Origin of the sequence: Bacteroides sp. ET489 (assembly GCF_030518095.1) — a bacterium.
GTDB classification, from domain to species: Bacteria; Bacteroidota; Bacteroidia; order Bacteroidales; family Bacteroidaceae; genus Bacteroides; species Bacteroides ndongoniae.
The window spans coordinates 99313-112110 of record NZ_JAULLJ010000010.1 but is presented as its reverse complement, the minus strand read 5'-3'; the positions used below and the strand labels follow the sequence as shown (position 1 = coordinate 112110).

Annotated in this window: 13 protein-coding genes; 6 read left to right on the top strand and 7 right to left on the bottom strand. The window is 47.5% G+C overall.

Annotated features, from left to right (window positions below):
• Window positions 1-51: 51 nt before the first annotated feature.
• Window positions 52-537, bottom strand: a complete 486-nt coding sequence (locus tag Q3C19_RS08095; RefSeq protein WP_022163836.1) for an S-ribosylhomocysteine lyase — start codon at window positions 535-537, stop codon at window positions 52-54.
• Window positions 538-931: 394 nt separating this feature from the next.
• Here Q3C19_RS08095 and Q3C19_RS08090 point away from each other — a divergent pair, with 394 nt between their 5' ends.
• From Q3C19_RS08090 to Q3C19_RS08080, 3 genes are read left to right on the top strand one after another with little or no spacing between them, the layout of a single operon-like run.
• The gene (locus Q3C19_RS08090) at window positions 932-1156 is read left to right on the top strand and encodes a DUF3791 domain-containing protein (RefSeq protein ID WP_177601701.1); all 225 of its coding nucleotides are present in this window, start codon (window positions 932-934) and stop codon (window positions 1154-1156) included.
• On the top strand, window positions 1153-1626 hold the full coding sequence (locus Q3C19_RS08085; RefSeq protein WP_277120730.1) for a DUF3990 domain-containing protein: 474 nt from the start codon (window positions 1153-1155) through the stop codon (window positions 1624-1626). The genes Q3C19_RS08090 and Q3C19_RS08085 overlap by 4 nt, the downstream gene beginning before the upstream one ends.
• The gene (locus Q3C19_RS08080; protein WP_071148090.1) at window positions 1623-1844 is read left to right on the top strand and encodes a hypothetical protein; all 222 of its coding nucleotides are present in this window, start codon (window positions 1623-1625) and stop codon (window positions 1842-1844) included. Before Q3C19_RS08085 ends, Q3C19_RS08080 begins: the two co-directional genes overlap by 4 nt.
• A 562-nt stretch (window positions 1845-2406) precedes the next feature.
• On the opposite strand, the gene Q3C19_RS08075 is transcribed toward Q3C19_RS08080, so the two are convergent.
• The 4 genes from Q3C19_RS08075 to xerD form a co-directional block, all read right to left on the bottom strand.
• A complete protein-coding gene (locus Q3C19_RS08075; RefSeq protein ID WP_302728468.1) occupies window positions 2407-3945 on the bottom strand; it encodes a YifB family Mg chelatase-like AAA ATPase in 1539 nt (512 codons plus the stop codon).
• 72 nt (window positions 3946-4017) lie between these two features.
• The gene (locus Q3C19_RS08070) at window positions 4018-5076 is read right to left on the bottom strand and encodes a DUF4369 domain-containing protein (RefSeq protein ID WP_302728466.1); all 1059 of its coding nucleotides are present in this window, start codon (window positions 5074-5076) and stop codon (window positions 4018-4020) included.
• A gap of 171 nt (window positions 5077-5247) precedes the next feature.
• Window positions 5248-6939: a tetratricopeptide repeat protein gene (locus tag Q3C19_RS08065; protein ID WP_302728464.1), complete on the bottom strand. Its 1692-nt coding sequence runs from the start codon at window positions 6937-6939 to the stop codon at window positions 5248-5250.
• A 131-nt stretch (window positions 6940-7070) separates the two neighbouring features.
• Window positions 7071-8030, bottom strand: coding sequence for a site-specific tyrosine recombinase XerD (gene xerD, locus Q3C19_RS08060; protein ID WP_302728462.1), 960 nt, complete (start codon window positions 8028-8030; stop codon window positions 7071-7073).
• A 68-nt stretch (window positions 8031-8098) separates the two neighbouring features.
• On the opposite strand from xerD, the gene aroQ reads away from it, so the two are divergent.
• The 3 genes from aroQ (at window position 8099) to Q3C19_RS08045 (ending at window position 11012) form a co-directional block, all read left to right on the top strand.
• The gene (gene aroQ, locus Q3C19_RS08055; RefSeq protein WP_022163830.1) at window positions 8099-8518 is read left to right on the top strand and encodes a type II 3-dehydroquinate dehydratase; all 420 of its coding nucleotides are present in this window, start codon (window positions 8099-8101) and stop codon (window positions 8516-8518) included.
• Window positions 8519-8649: 131 nt separating this feature from the next.
• Complete coding sequence (gene pyk, locus Q3C19_RS08050; RefSeq protein ID WP_022163829.1) at window positions 8650-10107, top strand: pyruvate kinase; 1458 nt, start codon at window positions 8650-8652, stop codon at window positions 10105-10107.
• Window positions 10108-10382: 275 nt separating this feature from the next.
• The gene (locus tag Q3C19_RS08045) at window positions 10383-11012 is read left to right on the top strand and encodes an O-methyltransferase (RefSeq protein ID WP_071148544.1); all 630 of its coding nucleotides are present in this window, start codon (window positions 10383-10385) and stop codon (window positions 11010-11012) included.
• On the opposite strand, the gene Q3C19_RS08040 is transcribed toward Q3C19_RS08045, so the two are convergent.
• Window positions 10996-12240 (bottom strand): FtsX-like permease family protein, encoded by a 1245-nt coding sequence (locus Q3C19_RS08040; RefSeq protein WP_302728461.1) that lies wholly within the window; start codon window positions 12238-12240, stop codon window positions 10996-10998. The two genes, Q3C19_RS08045 and Q3C19_RS08040, sit on opposite strands and share 17 nt — an antisense overlap.
• On the bottom strand, window positions 12237-12572 hold the full coding sequence (gene rbfA / locus Q3C19_RS08035; protein WP_022163826.1) for a 30S ribosome-binding factor RbfA: 336 nt from the start codon (window positions 12570-12572) through the stop codon (window positions 12237-12239). Before rbfA ends, Q3C19_RS08040 begins: the two co-directional genes overlap by 4 nt.
• Window positions 12573-12798: the final 226 nt, after the last annotated feature.

The window sequence follows — 12798 nt, the reverse complement described above, 5'->3', positions numbered from 1 at the left end:
GCGGCAACAGTTGGTGGTCGTTTTCTTATGCCGTTCTCTCTGCTGCCCCGATCAGTCTTTCTCGGGATAGCGCATGTTGGCTTCGGTCATGTGCTCCAGTACCTCATGCAGATATTTAGCCGACTCCCAACGGGCCATGGGCAGGTCGTGCAGCAGATAGTTGCCACAATCCTGCGGAGCAGCACCGGGCACTTCGCCTTCGTATTCGGCTACAAAGCGGAAGGTTTCCTGCATCAGCGGTACGATGTCCTCGGGTTGCAGGTCGCCACGCATCAACAGATAGTTTCCTGTCAGGCATCCCATAGGTCCCCAATAGATGATGCGGTCCTGCCACTGCGGATTGTTGCGCAGGTAGGTGGCTGCCAGATGCTCGATGGTGTGCAGGGCACCCTGACCGAGAGCCGGCTCGCGGTTGGGTTCCTTCATACGGATATCGAAAGTGGTGATCACTTCACCGTTCACCTCGTCCTTGCGCGATACGTAGATGCCACGCAACAGGCGGATGTGGTCGATAGTAAAACTGGGTATCTTCTTCATTGCTGCTTATATTTTAAAACCTTAATGATAGATATTATTTGGGGGCAAAGATAGCGAAAGGTGAGCGCAGAGGCAAAAAGAAAACAAAGTTTTCAGTTTTTGACTATGCCGAACCTATCTTATTCAGGTTTATGAGTCCACTTTAAAAAGTACACTTTTTGCCTTAGAGCATAACGTAGTTGTCATTCTGTCATCCTGAACACAGTGAAGGATCTCCTTCGAAACGGGTGTGTCAAAGTGATAGTAACTATAAAGAGACTCATGGGAAACAGACTTTTTAAAGTGGACTCAATGAAATAAGATAAATTCGATTCAACATAAAAAAATCAAATGAGCTTGTTCTTTATGCCGAACCTTTTGCTACCTTTGTCCAAAAGGTCTAAGGAATATCACAATGGAATATAATGTAAAGGACAAACTGGAATGGACGGTCATCTTCATCCTGGAGTTCGGACGCAAGTACGGACTGACGATGAAACAGGCCTTCAACTACCTGAGTCGCTATAAAGGAATAGATTTCATCGACCGCAATTACGGATATGTGCATACACAGTCGTTTGCCTCAATGGTGGACGACATCGCGGAATATTGTCATCGTCATGGAGGGGCATTGGTATGAAACTTTATCATGGAACAAACAAGGATTTCGATAGAATAGATTTGCTGAAATCGAAACCGAATAAAGATTTCGGACGTGGATTTTACCTATCTGCGGACTATGAGCAGGCTTTGAACATGGCACAAGTGAAAGTTGAACAGTTGGAGATTGGCAGCCCAATTGTACAAAGCTACCTTGTTGAGGACGATGTCTTGAATGATCTGAATGTACTCCGCTTTGACGGTTATTCTGAAGAATGGGCAAAATTTATCCTGCTAAATCGGAACAATCCGACTGAAAAGCCTGTACATGAATATGACGTGGTAATCGGCCCCATAGCCAACGACCGGGTAGGCGTGCAGTTGTGGCGATACGAGAACCGTTCGATAAACCTTCCTACGCTTGTGCGCAACCTGCAGTACATGAAAGGAGTAACTTTCCAATATTTCTTCGGTACGGAACGTGCCATTAAACTGTTGAAGAGAATATGAGCGAGAAAACGGAAATGATGGTGGATATGGTAAAGAACCTTGCCATCCTGCTAACTGAGCAGGACAGCAGAATAACAATGGAAGAGGCACTTGCCACAGTATTCAATTCGGAAACTTATCGGAAAATAATGGATGAACGGACACATTTCTATCATCAAAGCTACTACTATGTGTTCGCTTTCCTGAAAGAGGAACTGACGAAAGGCAAGTTTCAATAATAGCCAAAATCCTTGGACGGGCAAAGACTTTGGCTATTTTCATATTATTTCATTCTTTGATAATGACATAATTCTGGTTTTGGCTATTGGGGGTTATCTGGAAATGAACGGTGAACCGGGCGTGAAGCCTCATCTTTCACCCTATCTACCTGTTTTTCAGTCGGAAAAAGAGAAAGGTGAAAGCGTGAAGGCAAAAACGGGAAAACATCTCCCAAACAGTAGACTTCTACCCTGCTAACGTAGGTTTCAGCGTCTGTAAAGTGGCACTTTACGTCCGTCAAGTAACACTTTACGCACGCAAACATCCTCTTTAGCCGAAAGGGGTAACGAATAACTCCACGAGTTTTCGCAAACAACCCCACGGGTTTTCACCAACAACCCCACAGGTTTTCACGAACAACTCCACAGGTTTCCACCAACAACCCCTGAGGTTCTCACTGACAACCCCACAGGTTTTCATTAACAACCCCGCTGAACAACACTTGTATGGCTCGCGAGCCGTGCAAGTGTCTCTCGCGAGCCACACTTGTGTCGTATAAATGAAATGCAAGTGTCCTGTATCTCAGCCTGCCCAGTCCTCACGATCCAGGTTACGATAGCCGATGGCCTCGGCCAAATGAGCGGGTTGGATATGCTCGATGCCTTCGAGGTCGGCAATGGTACGCGATACCTTTAGGATGCGGTCGTAAGCGCGGGCCGAAAGATTAAGGCGATTCATGGCGTTCTTCAGCAAAGCCAGACCACGGTCGTCGGGGCGGGCATAGAGCGAAAGCAGGCGGCTGGTCATCTGGGCGTTGCAGTAGACACCGGGGATGGAGGCGTAGCGCTGTTCCTGAATCTGACGGGCACGTATCACCCGTTCGCGAATGACGGCGCTGGCTTCGCCGGGGCGGGCGTCGGACATCTTTTCGAAGGGTACGGGGATGACTTCAATCTGCAGGTCGATGCGGTCGAGCAGCGGACCCGAGATACGGTTCAGGTATTTCTGCACCTGGCCGGGCGTACATACGCAGGCTTTGGTGGGATGGTTGTAGTAGCCGCACGGGCAAGGGTTCATGCTGGCTACGAGCATGAAGCTGGCGGGATAGTCGATGTTGCACTTCACGCGCGAGATACTGATTTTGCGGTCTTCGAGCGGCTGGCGCAACACTTCGAGCACGTTGCGATTGAACTCGGGCAACTCGTCGAGGAAGAGGACACCGTTATGCGCCAGACTGATTTCGCCTGGCTGGGGGAAAGTACCGCCACCCGTCATAGCCACGGTCGAAATGGTATGGTGCGGGTCGCGGAAGGGGCGTTTGGTTATCAGTCCACCGTCCTTGCCCAACTTTCCCGCTACGGAATGTATCTTGGTAGTTTCCAGACTCTCGCCCAGCGACAACGGAGGCAAGATGGACGGCAGTCGCTTGGCCAGCATGGACTTTCCACTGCCGGGAGCACCGATCAGAAGAATGTTGTGCCCGCCAGCCGCTGCCACTTCGAGGGCACGCTTCACGTTCTCCTGCCCTTTGACGTCGGCAAAGTCGAGGTCGGTCATGGTCTGCTGGGCATAAAACTCCTCGCGGGTGTTTACAATGGTGGCTTCAAGCTCGCGCTCCCCGTTGAAGAATTCCACCACTTCCTTGATGTTTTCCACGCCGTACACGTTGAGCTTGTTCACCACAGCTGCTTCGCGTGCGTTCTGGCGAGGCAGAATCAGACCTTTGAAGCCCAGTTCGCGCGCCTTGATGGCGATGGGCAGTGCGCCCTTGATGGGTTGCAGACTTCCGTCAAGGCTGAGTTCGCCCATCAGCAGATATTCTTCCAGCTTGTCGGGGTGTACGACTTCGGTAGCTCCCAGCATGCCGATGGCCAGCGGGAGGTCGTAGGCTGACCCTTCTTTGCGTATGTCGGCAGGAGCCATGTTGATGGTGATGGTGGACGTGGGCATGCGGTAACCGTTGACCTGCAAGGCCGAACGGATGCGTTGCTGACTCTCCTTGACGGCAGAGTCGGGCAGTCCGACGAGGTAGAGCATGCAGCCTCGCGAACTGTTTACTTCGATGGTGATGAGGGTGGCGTCGATGCCTTGCACGGCTGCGCCGAAAACTTTAATCAACATGGCGTTTTTATTCGTATTAGTGAGGTTAATGGGGTATGTGGTGTTTTTGCGGCAGACAGGTGGGATGTTGTGTCATCTCCTTTTCCTTGCCTGTGCTTTCTTTTCTTTGGCTTCCTGGTCGATGTCTTCCACTTTCTTCAGGATGGCATCTTCGTCGAGGTCTTTTCCTTCGATTCGTGCCGAGGGGCTGACAAGGATGTTGGCGGGCAGGCTGTGCAGCGATACCTGGCCGATGAATGTAGAGTGCCATCCGTCGAGGTCGCATACTTGTTTCCACTTCAGCGTATCCTGCTTGATGGCGTCCAGCCACGCCTTCCGGTCGGTATCGAGCGAGATGCCCAGTAGGGCGAAGTTCTTGTTTTTCTGTTCTTTCTTATAGATACGCTTGTATATCTCGTTCTGCTTCATGCTGAGCGAATCCCATGATGCCCAGAAGTGTATCAGAATGTACTGATCCTTGAAGTCAGTACGAGTGGTTTCTTTTCCTTCGGTGTCGGGCAGCTTGAAGTAAGGAATTGTTTTACCGACATCGGTTTTCTCTTCCTCCAGGATTTGCTTGGCCAGCTGGTCCACCGTAGGACGGTCTTTCAGCTCACCGGTCAGGCTGTTTATCAGACGTTCGATACGTCGCAGATCGGGCTGCGCTGTCTTTACGAAATACTTTTCCAGCAGGTAGACACTAACCAGCGATGACGGATGCGTCGTAATGAAGGCTTCCGCCTTTTCCTGCAACGCCCTTTCAGACGGTTTGCCCAGTCCTTTCAGATCTTTCTGGTAGGCGGTCAGTTCATCGTTGGCGGTGTTGCCGGTCACTTCCAGCAAAGTTGGGTCGGAGACGTTTCCTTTTATTAGTATGGAATTGCCTTTGCCAATGAATATCGGGTATCTGGTTCCGTCGTCAAAGAGCAGATAAGCTGTTACCAGTGTGTCGACCGACAGTTCGGCCGAAAACTTGCCCTCCTTTACGGGCAGCGTGTCCATCCCGTCGTAAATGGGATCGGCACCAAAGAGGTAAAGGGTGTCATTGCCCAGTCCCTTGATTTCGCCACTGATGCTGGTCGTTACGGTTGGTTTTCCGCCGCAAGCCGCGAGGATGAAAAGCAGTGTGTATACGAGGTTGATTTTCTTCATTATGATGTTTCTTCTGATACTTGCTGCGAATGTACTTCTTTTGCCGGATATAAAAAAAAGTTGCCCGACATAATTTCGTATGCCGGGCAACTTCTTTATAGTTATTTAGTTTGGAGTTATTGAGTTGTTGCTTTAACAAGCGAACTTATAAACTCACCAGCTAAACCTTTCTTATTTGATAATGTTCATGAAGTCAGCGTTTGTGAAGTACTTAGCAAATTCCAGGTCAGAAGCGGCTTTCTTAGCCAATGCCGGGTTCTTTGCTACAGCGTTCTTCAAGCTGCTTGTTACCATAGAAGTATTGTTGGTTCTTGCACCCAGTACTGCCATCAGGTAGTCAGTGTAAGCATCCGGAGTAGCTACGCCAGCCAGTGTGTTCTTAGCCTTGTTGTAGTCCTTAGCCAGGATCTGTGCCAGAGCGGCGCTGTTAGTTTTGATATCGCCGAATGCGTTAACAGCCTTGTCATACTGACCTTGAGCGATGTAAAGGTTACCCAGAGCTTCGTTCAGTTCTTCAGCACCGGCAGCCTTGCCCAGATAAGATTCAGCAGCAGCCTTGTCACCCTTGTTCAGAGCGATCAGACCAAGGTTCATGTTCACTTCAGGAGCGTCCTTGATAGAAGCGGCTTTCTTGAAGTAGTTTTCAGCCTTGTCAAGGTTGCCTGCCTGGTAAGCCAGCTTACCGAGGTTGTTGTATGCGCGGTAGTCATTCGGGAAGTTCTGAGTAGCTTTTGTATAGATAGCTTCTTTCTTTGCAGCATCGTTAGTCAGTGTAGCAGCGTACAGCAGTTCTTCGAGGTTCAGCTGTTTAGCATCGCTTTCAGCCAGCTTAGAGATTTCTTCGTCAGACTTACCGATAACTTCGTAGTTCAAAGTCAGACGAGAACGACGCAGTTGCGGAAGAACTTCGTCAGCCAAAGTCTTGTAAACAGAAGAGATGTTCTTGATTTCCTGCTCTCTTTGTTCAGGATCCTGATACATAGACAGAACGCGGAGAATCAGTTCCTTATCCTGGATGTTGGATTTAGAAACCAGTTCCTGGAAACCTTCCCAGTCCTGTGCAGTATACTTAGTATCTACAGTAGCTTCAATTTTGTCTTTCTTCAGGTTCTTGTTGATAACCTTAGCAGTGTTGTCCTGACGGTTTTCGGCCAGACCCTTATTCAGATCGTAACCACCATCGGGAGAAGCATAAGCAGAGATTTCGATGTTGCTGATCTTCTTGTTAGCAGCTTCGCTGACATTCTTAACTTCTTCGTTGAATTCCTTGGCAGTCTTCAGCTCGCTGGCACGTACGTTAGCTTGTTGGATCAAGAACATGATCTGTGCATCGTGCTTTTCTTTGATAACACGTTGGAATGCGTCAGCACCCAAAGCCGGAGTGGCGCTACCCAAAGTCTGCTCAACTATTTCAGAAGTAGAGATTACACCGTCGGCAATCTTAACGGCAGGGATTTCAACTGTCTTTTTACCGATAGTAGCTTTGAATTCCAGATAAAGTTCTGATTTAGCCATTTCGGGAACATAGTCGAAAGAAGTCTTCATTGTATAGCTACCACCCATCTTGTAGAAAATAGTCTGTTCGTTACCTTCAACTTTTTCACCTTGGAATACGGCAGACTGGCCTTTAGCCTCGCCACCTTCCCATTTCAAAACCGGAGTTACTTCTACAACGGCTTTCTTGTTGAAATACTTCTCGGGGAACTTACCGTTAATGGTAGCAGGTACTTTGCCTCCTACAGCTTCCAAAACTTGAGGTGTTACGGTAAAGTAATCTGATGACAACTCTCCCATTTTGCTTCCACACGATGTGAGGACAGCAACTAATGCCACTAACAGCGGCAAATACAGTTTCTTAGTCATTTTAGGTATAAATTAATTGTTTGTAATTGAAATTTGTCTATTCTTTTGTTATTGTACTCTGCTCCCACGGGCATATACAAGGCAAAGATATTAATTCTTAAGACATTTTGTTAATGGATTGGATAGATTTATTATAATTTAATGAAATTCTTATTCTCACGATACTTGATATTGCGTGGATGATGCTCTATGATTTCACTTCTTAGCATATTGCGGTCGATGTGAGTGTAGATTTCTGTTGTTGCGATTGACTCGTGCCCCAACATGCACTGGATGGCGCGAAGGTTTGCTCCGCCTTCCAGCAGATGAGTCGCAAACGAATGCCGGAAGGTGTGCGGACTGATGTTTTTGGTGATACCGGCTTTCTCGGCCAGCTCTTTGATCAGATGAAAAATCATGATACGTGATATGTTTTTTCCCCATCGCGCCAGAAAGACGTAATCTTCAAAATCCTTTTTGATTTTCCAGCGGGTGTTGCGGTCGATAAACCAATTTTCAATTTCTTTGATGGCGCGTGACGAAATGGGTACCAGCCGTTGCTTGTCGCCTTTCCCTTCTACTTTGATGAAGCCTTCCTTGAAATAGAGATCCGACAACTTCAGGTTACACAGTTCCGATACACGAAGTCCGCAACTGTAGAGTGTTTCCAGTATGGCACGATTGCGTTGTCCTTCGTCCTTACTGAGGTCGATGGCGCCGATAATGGCATCGATTTCTTCGACCGACAGCACTTCGGGCAGTTTGAATCCTATTTTCGGTCCCTCCAGCAGTTCGCTGGGATCATCTTTGCGGAAGTCGGACAACGCCAGAAAGTGAAAAAACGAACGGATACCCGAAATGATGCGCGCCTGCGAGCGGGGATGGATGCCAATGTCGTGCAGTCCGGCTGCAAATCTCTGCAGGTCGTCCAGCGTAATATCATCTATTCCAATCTGTTCACTTTCAGTGAAATGCAGTAACTTTTCCAAATCTCTCAGGTAAGCATCATAGGTGTTGGCCGAAAGCGATTTCTCCAGTCTCAAGTATTGCTTATATTTGCTGATTATCAGCGTTTGCCTGTCCTTATTCGCTGATTTTACTTCCGATTTCATTTCTTTTTCCTACCTTTGCACTCAGAATGAACAATCATTGTGGAGACAAAGGTATAAAAAATTGTGTTATGAGGATACAAATAATTAATGGCCCGAATATAAATCTTTTGGGCAAGCGCGAACCGACTATCTACGGTAGCGTTACTTTTGAAGATTACCTTGCCGGACTTCGTTCCCGATATGCGGATGTGCAGATTGACTATTTCCAGTCGAACATTGAGGGAGAGTTGATTGATAAGATTCAGGAAACTGGATTCGATGTAGATGGCATTATTCTAAACGCAGGTGCCTATACTCATACGTCGATTGCTCTGCAGGACGCTATTCGTGCGGTTACTTCTCCAGTCATCGAGGTACATATATCCAACGTACATGCCCGTGAGACTTTCCGTCATACGTCCATGATCTCTTGTGCATGTAAAGGAGTCATTCTGGGCTTTGGCCTCGATTCCTACCGTCTGGCATTAGAAGCCTTGCTAAACCATTGATTCATCCCCTCCGACTCCTCTTGAAAAAAGAAGAGCCGAGAATCCATGAGCACTCTCGAAGAGGTGGAAGAAACTGAAATAAAAGACAAATTACGAATTTAAATCATTACTAATAAATAGGTATATAGATTATGTTATTGAAGCAGACTAAAATCGTAGCAACCATTTCGGACCAGCGTTGTGAAGTAGATTTTATAAAACAGTTGTTCGAAGCCGGCATGAACGTGGTGCGTATGAATACAGCTCACCTGGGTCGTGAAGGAGCTGAAAAGCTGATAAACAATGTACGGACAGTGTCTAACCGAATCGCCATTTTGATGGACACAAAAGGCCCCGAAGTGCGTACTACTGTATTGGCCGAACCAATTTCATTCAAGGTAGGTGACCGTGTGAAGGTAGTAGGCCGCCCCGAACAGGAAACTACACGCGAGTGCATTTCCGTTTCTTATCCCGATTTCGTCCGTGATCTGAACGTAGGCGGACAAATACTGATTGACGACGGTGATCTGGAACTGGCTGTTATCGAAAAATGTGACGACTATCTGCTGTGTGAAGTGCAAAACGAGGCAAGTTTAGGAAGCCGTAAGAGCGTCAATGTACCGGGTGTACGCATCAACCTGCCTTCGTTGACAGAAAAGGACCGCAATAACATTCTCTATGCCATCGAGAAAGATATAGATTTCATTGCTCACTCTTTCGTCCGCAACAAACAGGATGTACTTGACATCAAAGAAATTCTGGATGCTCACGGCAGCGACATTCGGATCATTGCCAAAATAGAGAACCAGGAAGGTGTCGACAACATTGATGAGATTCTGGAAGTAGCCGATGGTGTGATGATTGCCCGTGGCGACTTGGGCATCGAAGTACCGCAGGAACGTATACCGGGTATCCAGCGCATATTGATACGCAAGTGTATCCTGGCCAAGAAACCGGTAATTGTAGCAACTCAGATGCTTCACACCATGATCAATAATCCACGTCCTACACGTGCCGAGGTTACAGACATCGCCAATGCCATCTACTACCGCACCGATGCCTTGATGCTGAGTGGCGAGACAGCATACGGCAAATATCCGGTAGAAGCTGTAAAGACCATGACGAAAGTTGCTGCACAGGCCGAAAAAGACAAACTGCCCGATAACGACATCCGTATACCGCTCGACGAAAACAGCAACGACGTGACAGCTTTCCTTGCCAAGCAGGCGGTAAAAGCCACTACAAAGCTGAAAATCCGCGCCATCATTACCGACAGCTACAGCGGACGTACAGCACGCAATCTGGCTGCTTTCCGTGGTAAGTATCCGGTACTGGCCATCTGCTATAAGGAGAAGACCATGCGCCATCTGGCTCTGTCCTACGGTGTAGAAGCGATCTATATGCCCGAACTGGCCAACGGTCAGGAATATTATTTTGCCGCTTTGCGTCGCCTGTTGCAGGAGGGCCGTCTGCAACCTACCGACATGGTGGGATATCTGAGCAGCGGAAAGGCCGGTACGCAGACTTCCTTCTTGGAAATCAACGTAGTAGAAGACGCCTTGAAGCACGCCAACGAAAGCGTATTGCCTAATTGCAACCGTTATTTATAAACTTCTAAAGCTTCGGTTTTAATATTCATTTGGCAGTTAAGGAGTTAAGCCGATACCTTGTAAACCATTTACTTTCTATTGGCTTTTAACTCCTAAGTGTGTCAAATTAGGAAACCGCTTTCCTTTAGGCACGGATTACACGGAATTTCGCGGATGGATTATTCTTCTTTCTCCGCGTTTTCCGTGTAATCCGTGCCTAAAAATAACAAGATGTCAGTTACTTTTAGTTTTGACACAGCCTCATTATTAACTATTAATTTTTTATTTCTATGTCCATGTCTTTAGACGAATACATCTTACAGCACATTGATGATGAAGGCGATTATCTTCGCGCTCTCTATCGGGATACACATCTGAAACTGCTTTATCCGCGCATGGCATCGGGCCATCTGCAGGGCAGAATGCTGAAGATGTTTGTACGGATGATACGTCCCCGACAAGTACTGGAGATAGGAACATATAGCGGTTACTCCGCTCTTTGTATGGCCGAAGGCCTGCCCGAAGGAGGAATGCTTCATACCTTCGAAATCAACGACGAACAGGAGGACTTTACACGTCCCTGGCTGGAAGGATCGCCGTATGCTGACAAAATAAAATTCTATATAGGCGATGCGTTGAAGCTGGTACCTGAATTAGATATAACATTCGATCTGGCTTTTATCGATGGGGACAAGCGCAAATACATCGACTATTATGAAATGGTGCTTCCGCGCCTTTCCGACGGTGGTTACATCATAGCCGACAATACGTTGTGGGACGGACATGTACTCGAAGAGCATCCGCATGCTTCCGACTTGCAGACCATCCGCATCAAGGAGTTCAATGATTTGGTAGCAGCCGACAGCCGTGTAGAAAAGGTAATTCTCCCGTTGCGTGACGGGTTGACTATCATTCGGAAGAAGTAGCCGACAACAACCGACGGCTAAGATACTTCACCGGATACCATACCGACAGGAAACCAACCGCAATGACGGTAACGAAAACAAGCAATACATCCGTCAGATGTACACTAACTGGATAAGCATCGACTACAAAGCTACCGTTTCCTCCACCCAATGAAATGAGTCCGAACTTTTGTTGCAGAAAGCAAAGCAGCAATCCTAAAACAATTCCTATACTTGCACCGAAGACAGATATCATTCGTCCTTCGAACAGGAATATGCGTGTTATCAACTGGTCACCGGCACCCAGATTGCGCAGTGTTTCCACATCGTCACGCTTGTCCAGTATCAGCATCGACAGAGAACCGATGACATTGAAGCAGGCAATAGCCAGAATAAAAGTCAGGAACAGGTAGGATATGAATTTCTCGATTTCCATGATGCGGAAAACATCGGCCTGCTGCTCGTAACGGTTCTGTACAACAAACCGTTCGCCGAGTATCTCTTCCATTTTCTTTTCGACGGCATCGATATTGCTGCCGGGCTTCAGCTTGATTTCGATGGCCGACACTTCGGTATCATAGTCAAACAGACGGCGGGCAAAGCCAAGCGATGTAAGTATGTAGCGTGCATCGTATTTCTGCTGGTTGACTATAAACACAGCTCCCGGCGAGAACAGATAGTCGCTGTTGAACGAGGCGGCAGGATTGGCCATGTTGACTCGTGCATTCCGTTTGGGAGCATATACTTGCAACGGGTCTACAAACTGGATGCCGGTATCCAGTTCGGACATCAGTTCCACACCCAAAATGCCGTAATCAACCACCGAATCGTTCAGTACGAACTTTCCGGTACCATACAACAGACTGTCAATAGCAGTCAGTTGTTCGAAGTTGTCTTCCACTCCCTTGATGACGGCCATTGTCTGCCGGTCCTTGTATTGCACCATGGCATTCTCTTCCAGTGTTTCGGTCCATACTTCTATTTCGGGCATAGCATGTATCTGTGCCACACGCGATTCATGCGGATCGAACACTTTGCCTTCGCGGACGGTAATTTTCAGTTCCGGATCGAAAGCGGTGAAGAATCCCGCTACCATGTCCTGAAACCCATTGAAGACAGACAGGGTGCATACCAATGCCAAAGTGGCCAATGCCACTCCACATACCGACACAGCAGAAATGATGTTGATGGCATTGTGCTTCTTCTTCGAGAAAAGATAGCGGCGGGCTATGTAGAAGGGCAGGTTCACTGTTTCAGGAGTTCGTCTATTCTTTCCAGATAGTCCAATGAATCGTCAATGAAGAACTTCAGTTCCGGAATGATACGTAGCTGGTGGCGCACACGTGTACCCAGTTCATAGCGGATGGACTTCATATTTGCATTGATGTTCTTGACTATTTCGTCGGCCTTTTCCGAAGGAAATACGCTGAGGTAGGCACGTGCCACGCTCATATCCGGGCTGATACGTACGGTGCTGACCGAAACCAGCGTACCGTGCATAGACTTGGTCTGCAACAGGAAGATATCACTCAGTTCCTTTTGCAGCAGTCGGGCTATTTTATTCTGACGGGTAGTTTCCATATATGTATTCTTTACGATTGATTCTTTTTTGTAAATTAGAAAGCAAAGTTACGGAATTTTCATGGAATAACCTTAAGATAAGCTGCGGATTTCCTTAATATTGCTCTGATAGCAGCCGGCCTTCGTCGGGAAAGCAGGTTCATGTTTGTAGTGACAGGCTGTGTGTTTCTTAATATAAGAAGGTGTAGAATCAGAAATTTCTCTTCATACGAATGTTGTTTCAGGA

What these genes read in the sequence shown, in the direction of transcription:
- Q3C19_RS08080 (WP_071148090.1), top strand. Translation starts at nt 1,623, where the DNA reads ATGAGCGAGAAAACGGAAATGATGGTGGATATGGTAAAGAACCTTGCC.
- Q3C19_RS08070 (WP_302728466.1), bottom strand. Translation starts at nt 5,076, where the DNA reads ATGAAGAAAATCAACCTCGTATACACACTGCTTTTCATCCTCGCGGCT.
- Q3C19_RS08045 (WP_071148544.1), top strand. Translation starts at nt 10,383, where the DNA reads ATGTCTTTAGACGAATACATCTTACAGCACATTGATGATGAAGGCGAT.
- aroQ (WP_022163830.1), top strand. Translation starts at nt 8,099, where the DNA reads ATGAGGATACAAATAATTAATGGCCCGAATATAAATCTTTTGGGCAAG.
- pyk (WP_022163829.1), top strand. Translation starts at nt 8,650, where the DNA reads ATGTTATTGAAGCAGACTAAAATCGTAGCAACCATTTCGGACCAGCGT.
- Q3C19_RS08065 (WP_302728464.1), bottom strand. Translation starts at nt 6,939, where the DNA reads ATGACTAAGAAACTGTATTTGCCGCTGTTAGTGGCATTAGTTGCTGTC.
- rbfA (WP_022163826.1), bottom strand. Translation starts at nt 12,572, where the DNA reads ATGGAAACTACCCGTCAGAATAAAATAGCCCGACTGCTGCAAAAGGAA.
- xerD (WP_302728462.1), bottom strand. Translation starts at nt 8,030, where the DNA reads ATGAAATCGGAAGTAAAATCAGCGAATAAGGACAGGCAAACGCTGATA.
- Q3C19_RS08085 (WP_277120730.1), top strand. Translation starts at nt 1,153, where the DNA reads ATGAAACTTTATCATGGAACAAACAAGGATTTCGATAGAATAGATTTG.
- Q3C19_RS08075 (WP_302728468.1), bottom strand. Translation starts at nt 3,945, where the DNA reads ATGTTGATTAAAGTTTTCGGCGCAGCCGTGCAAGGCATCGACGCCACC.
- Q3C19_RS08090 (WP_177601701.1), top strand. Translation starts at nt 932, where the DNA reads ATGGAATATAATGTAAAGGACAAACTGGAATGGACGGTCATCTTCATC.
- Q3C19_RS08095 (WP_022163836.1), bottom strand. Translation starts at nt 537, where the DNA reads ATGAAGAAGATACCCAGTTTTACTATCGACCACATCCGCCTGTTGCGT.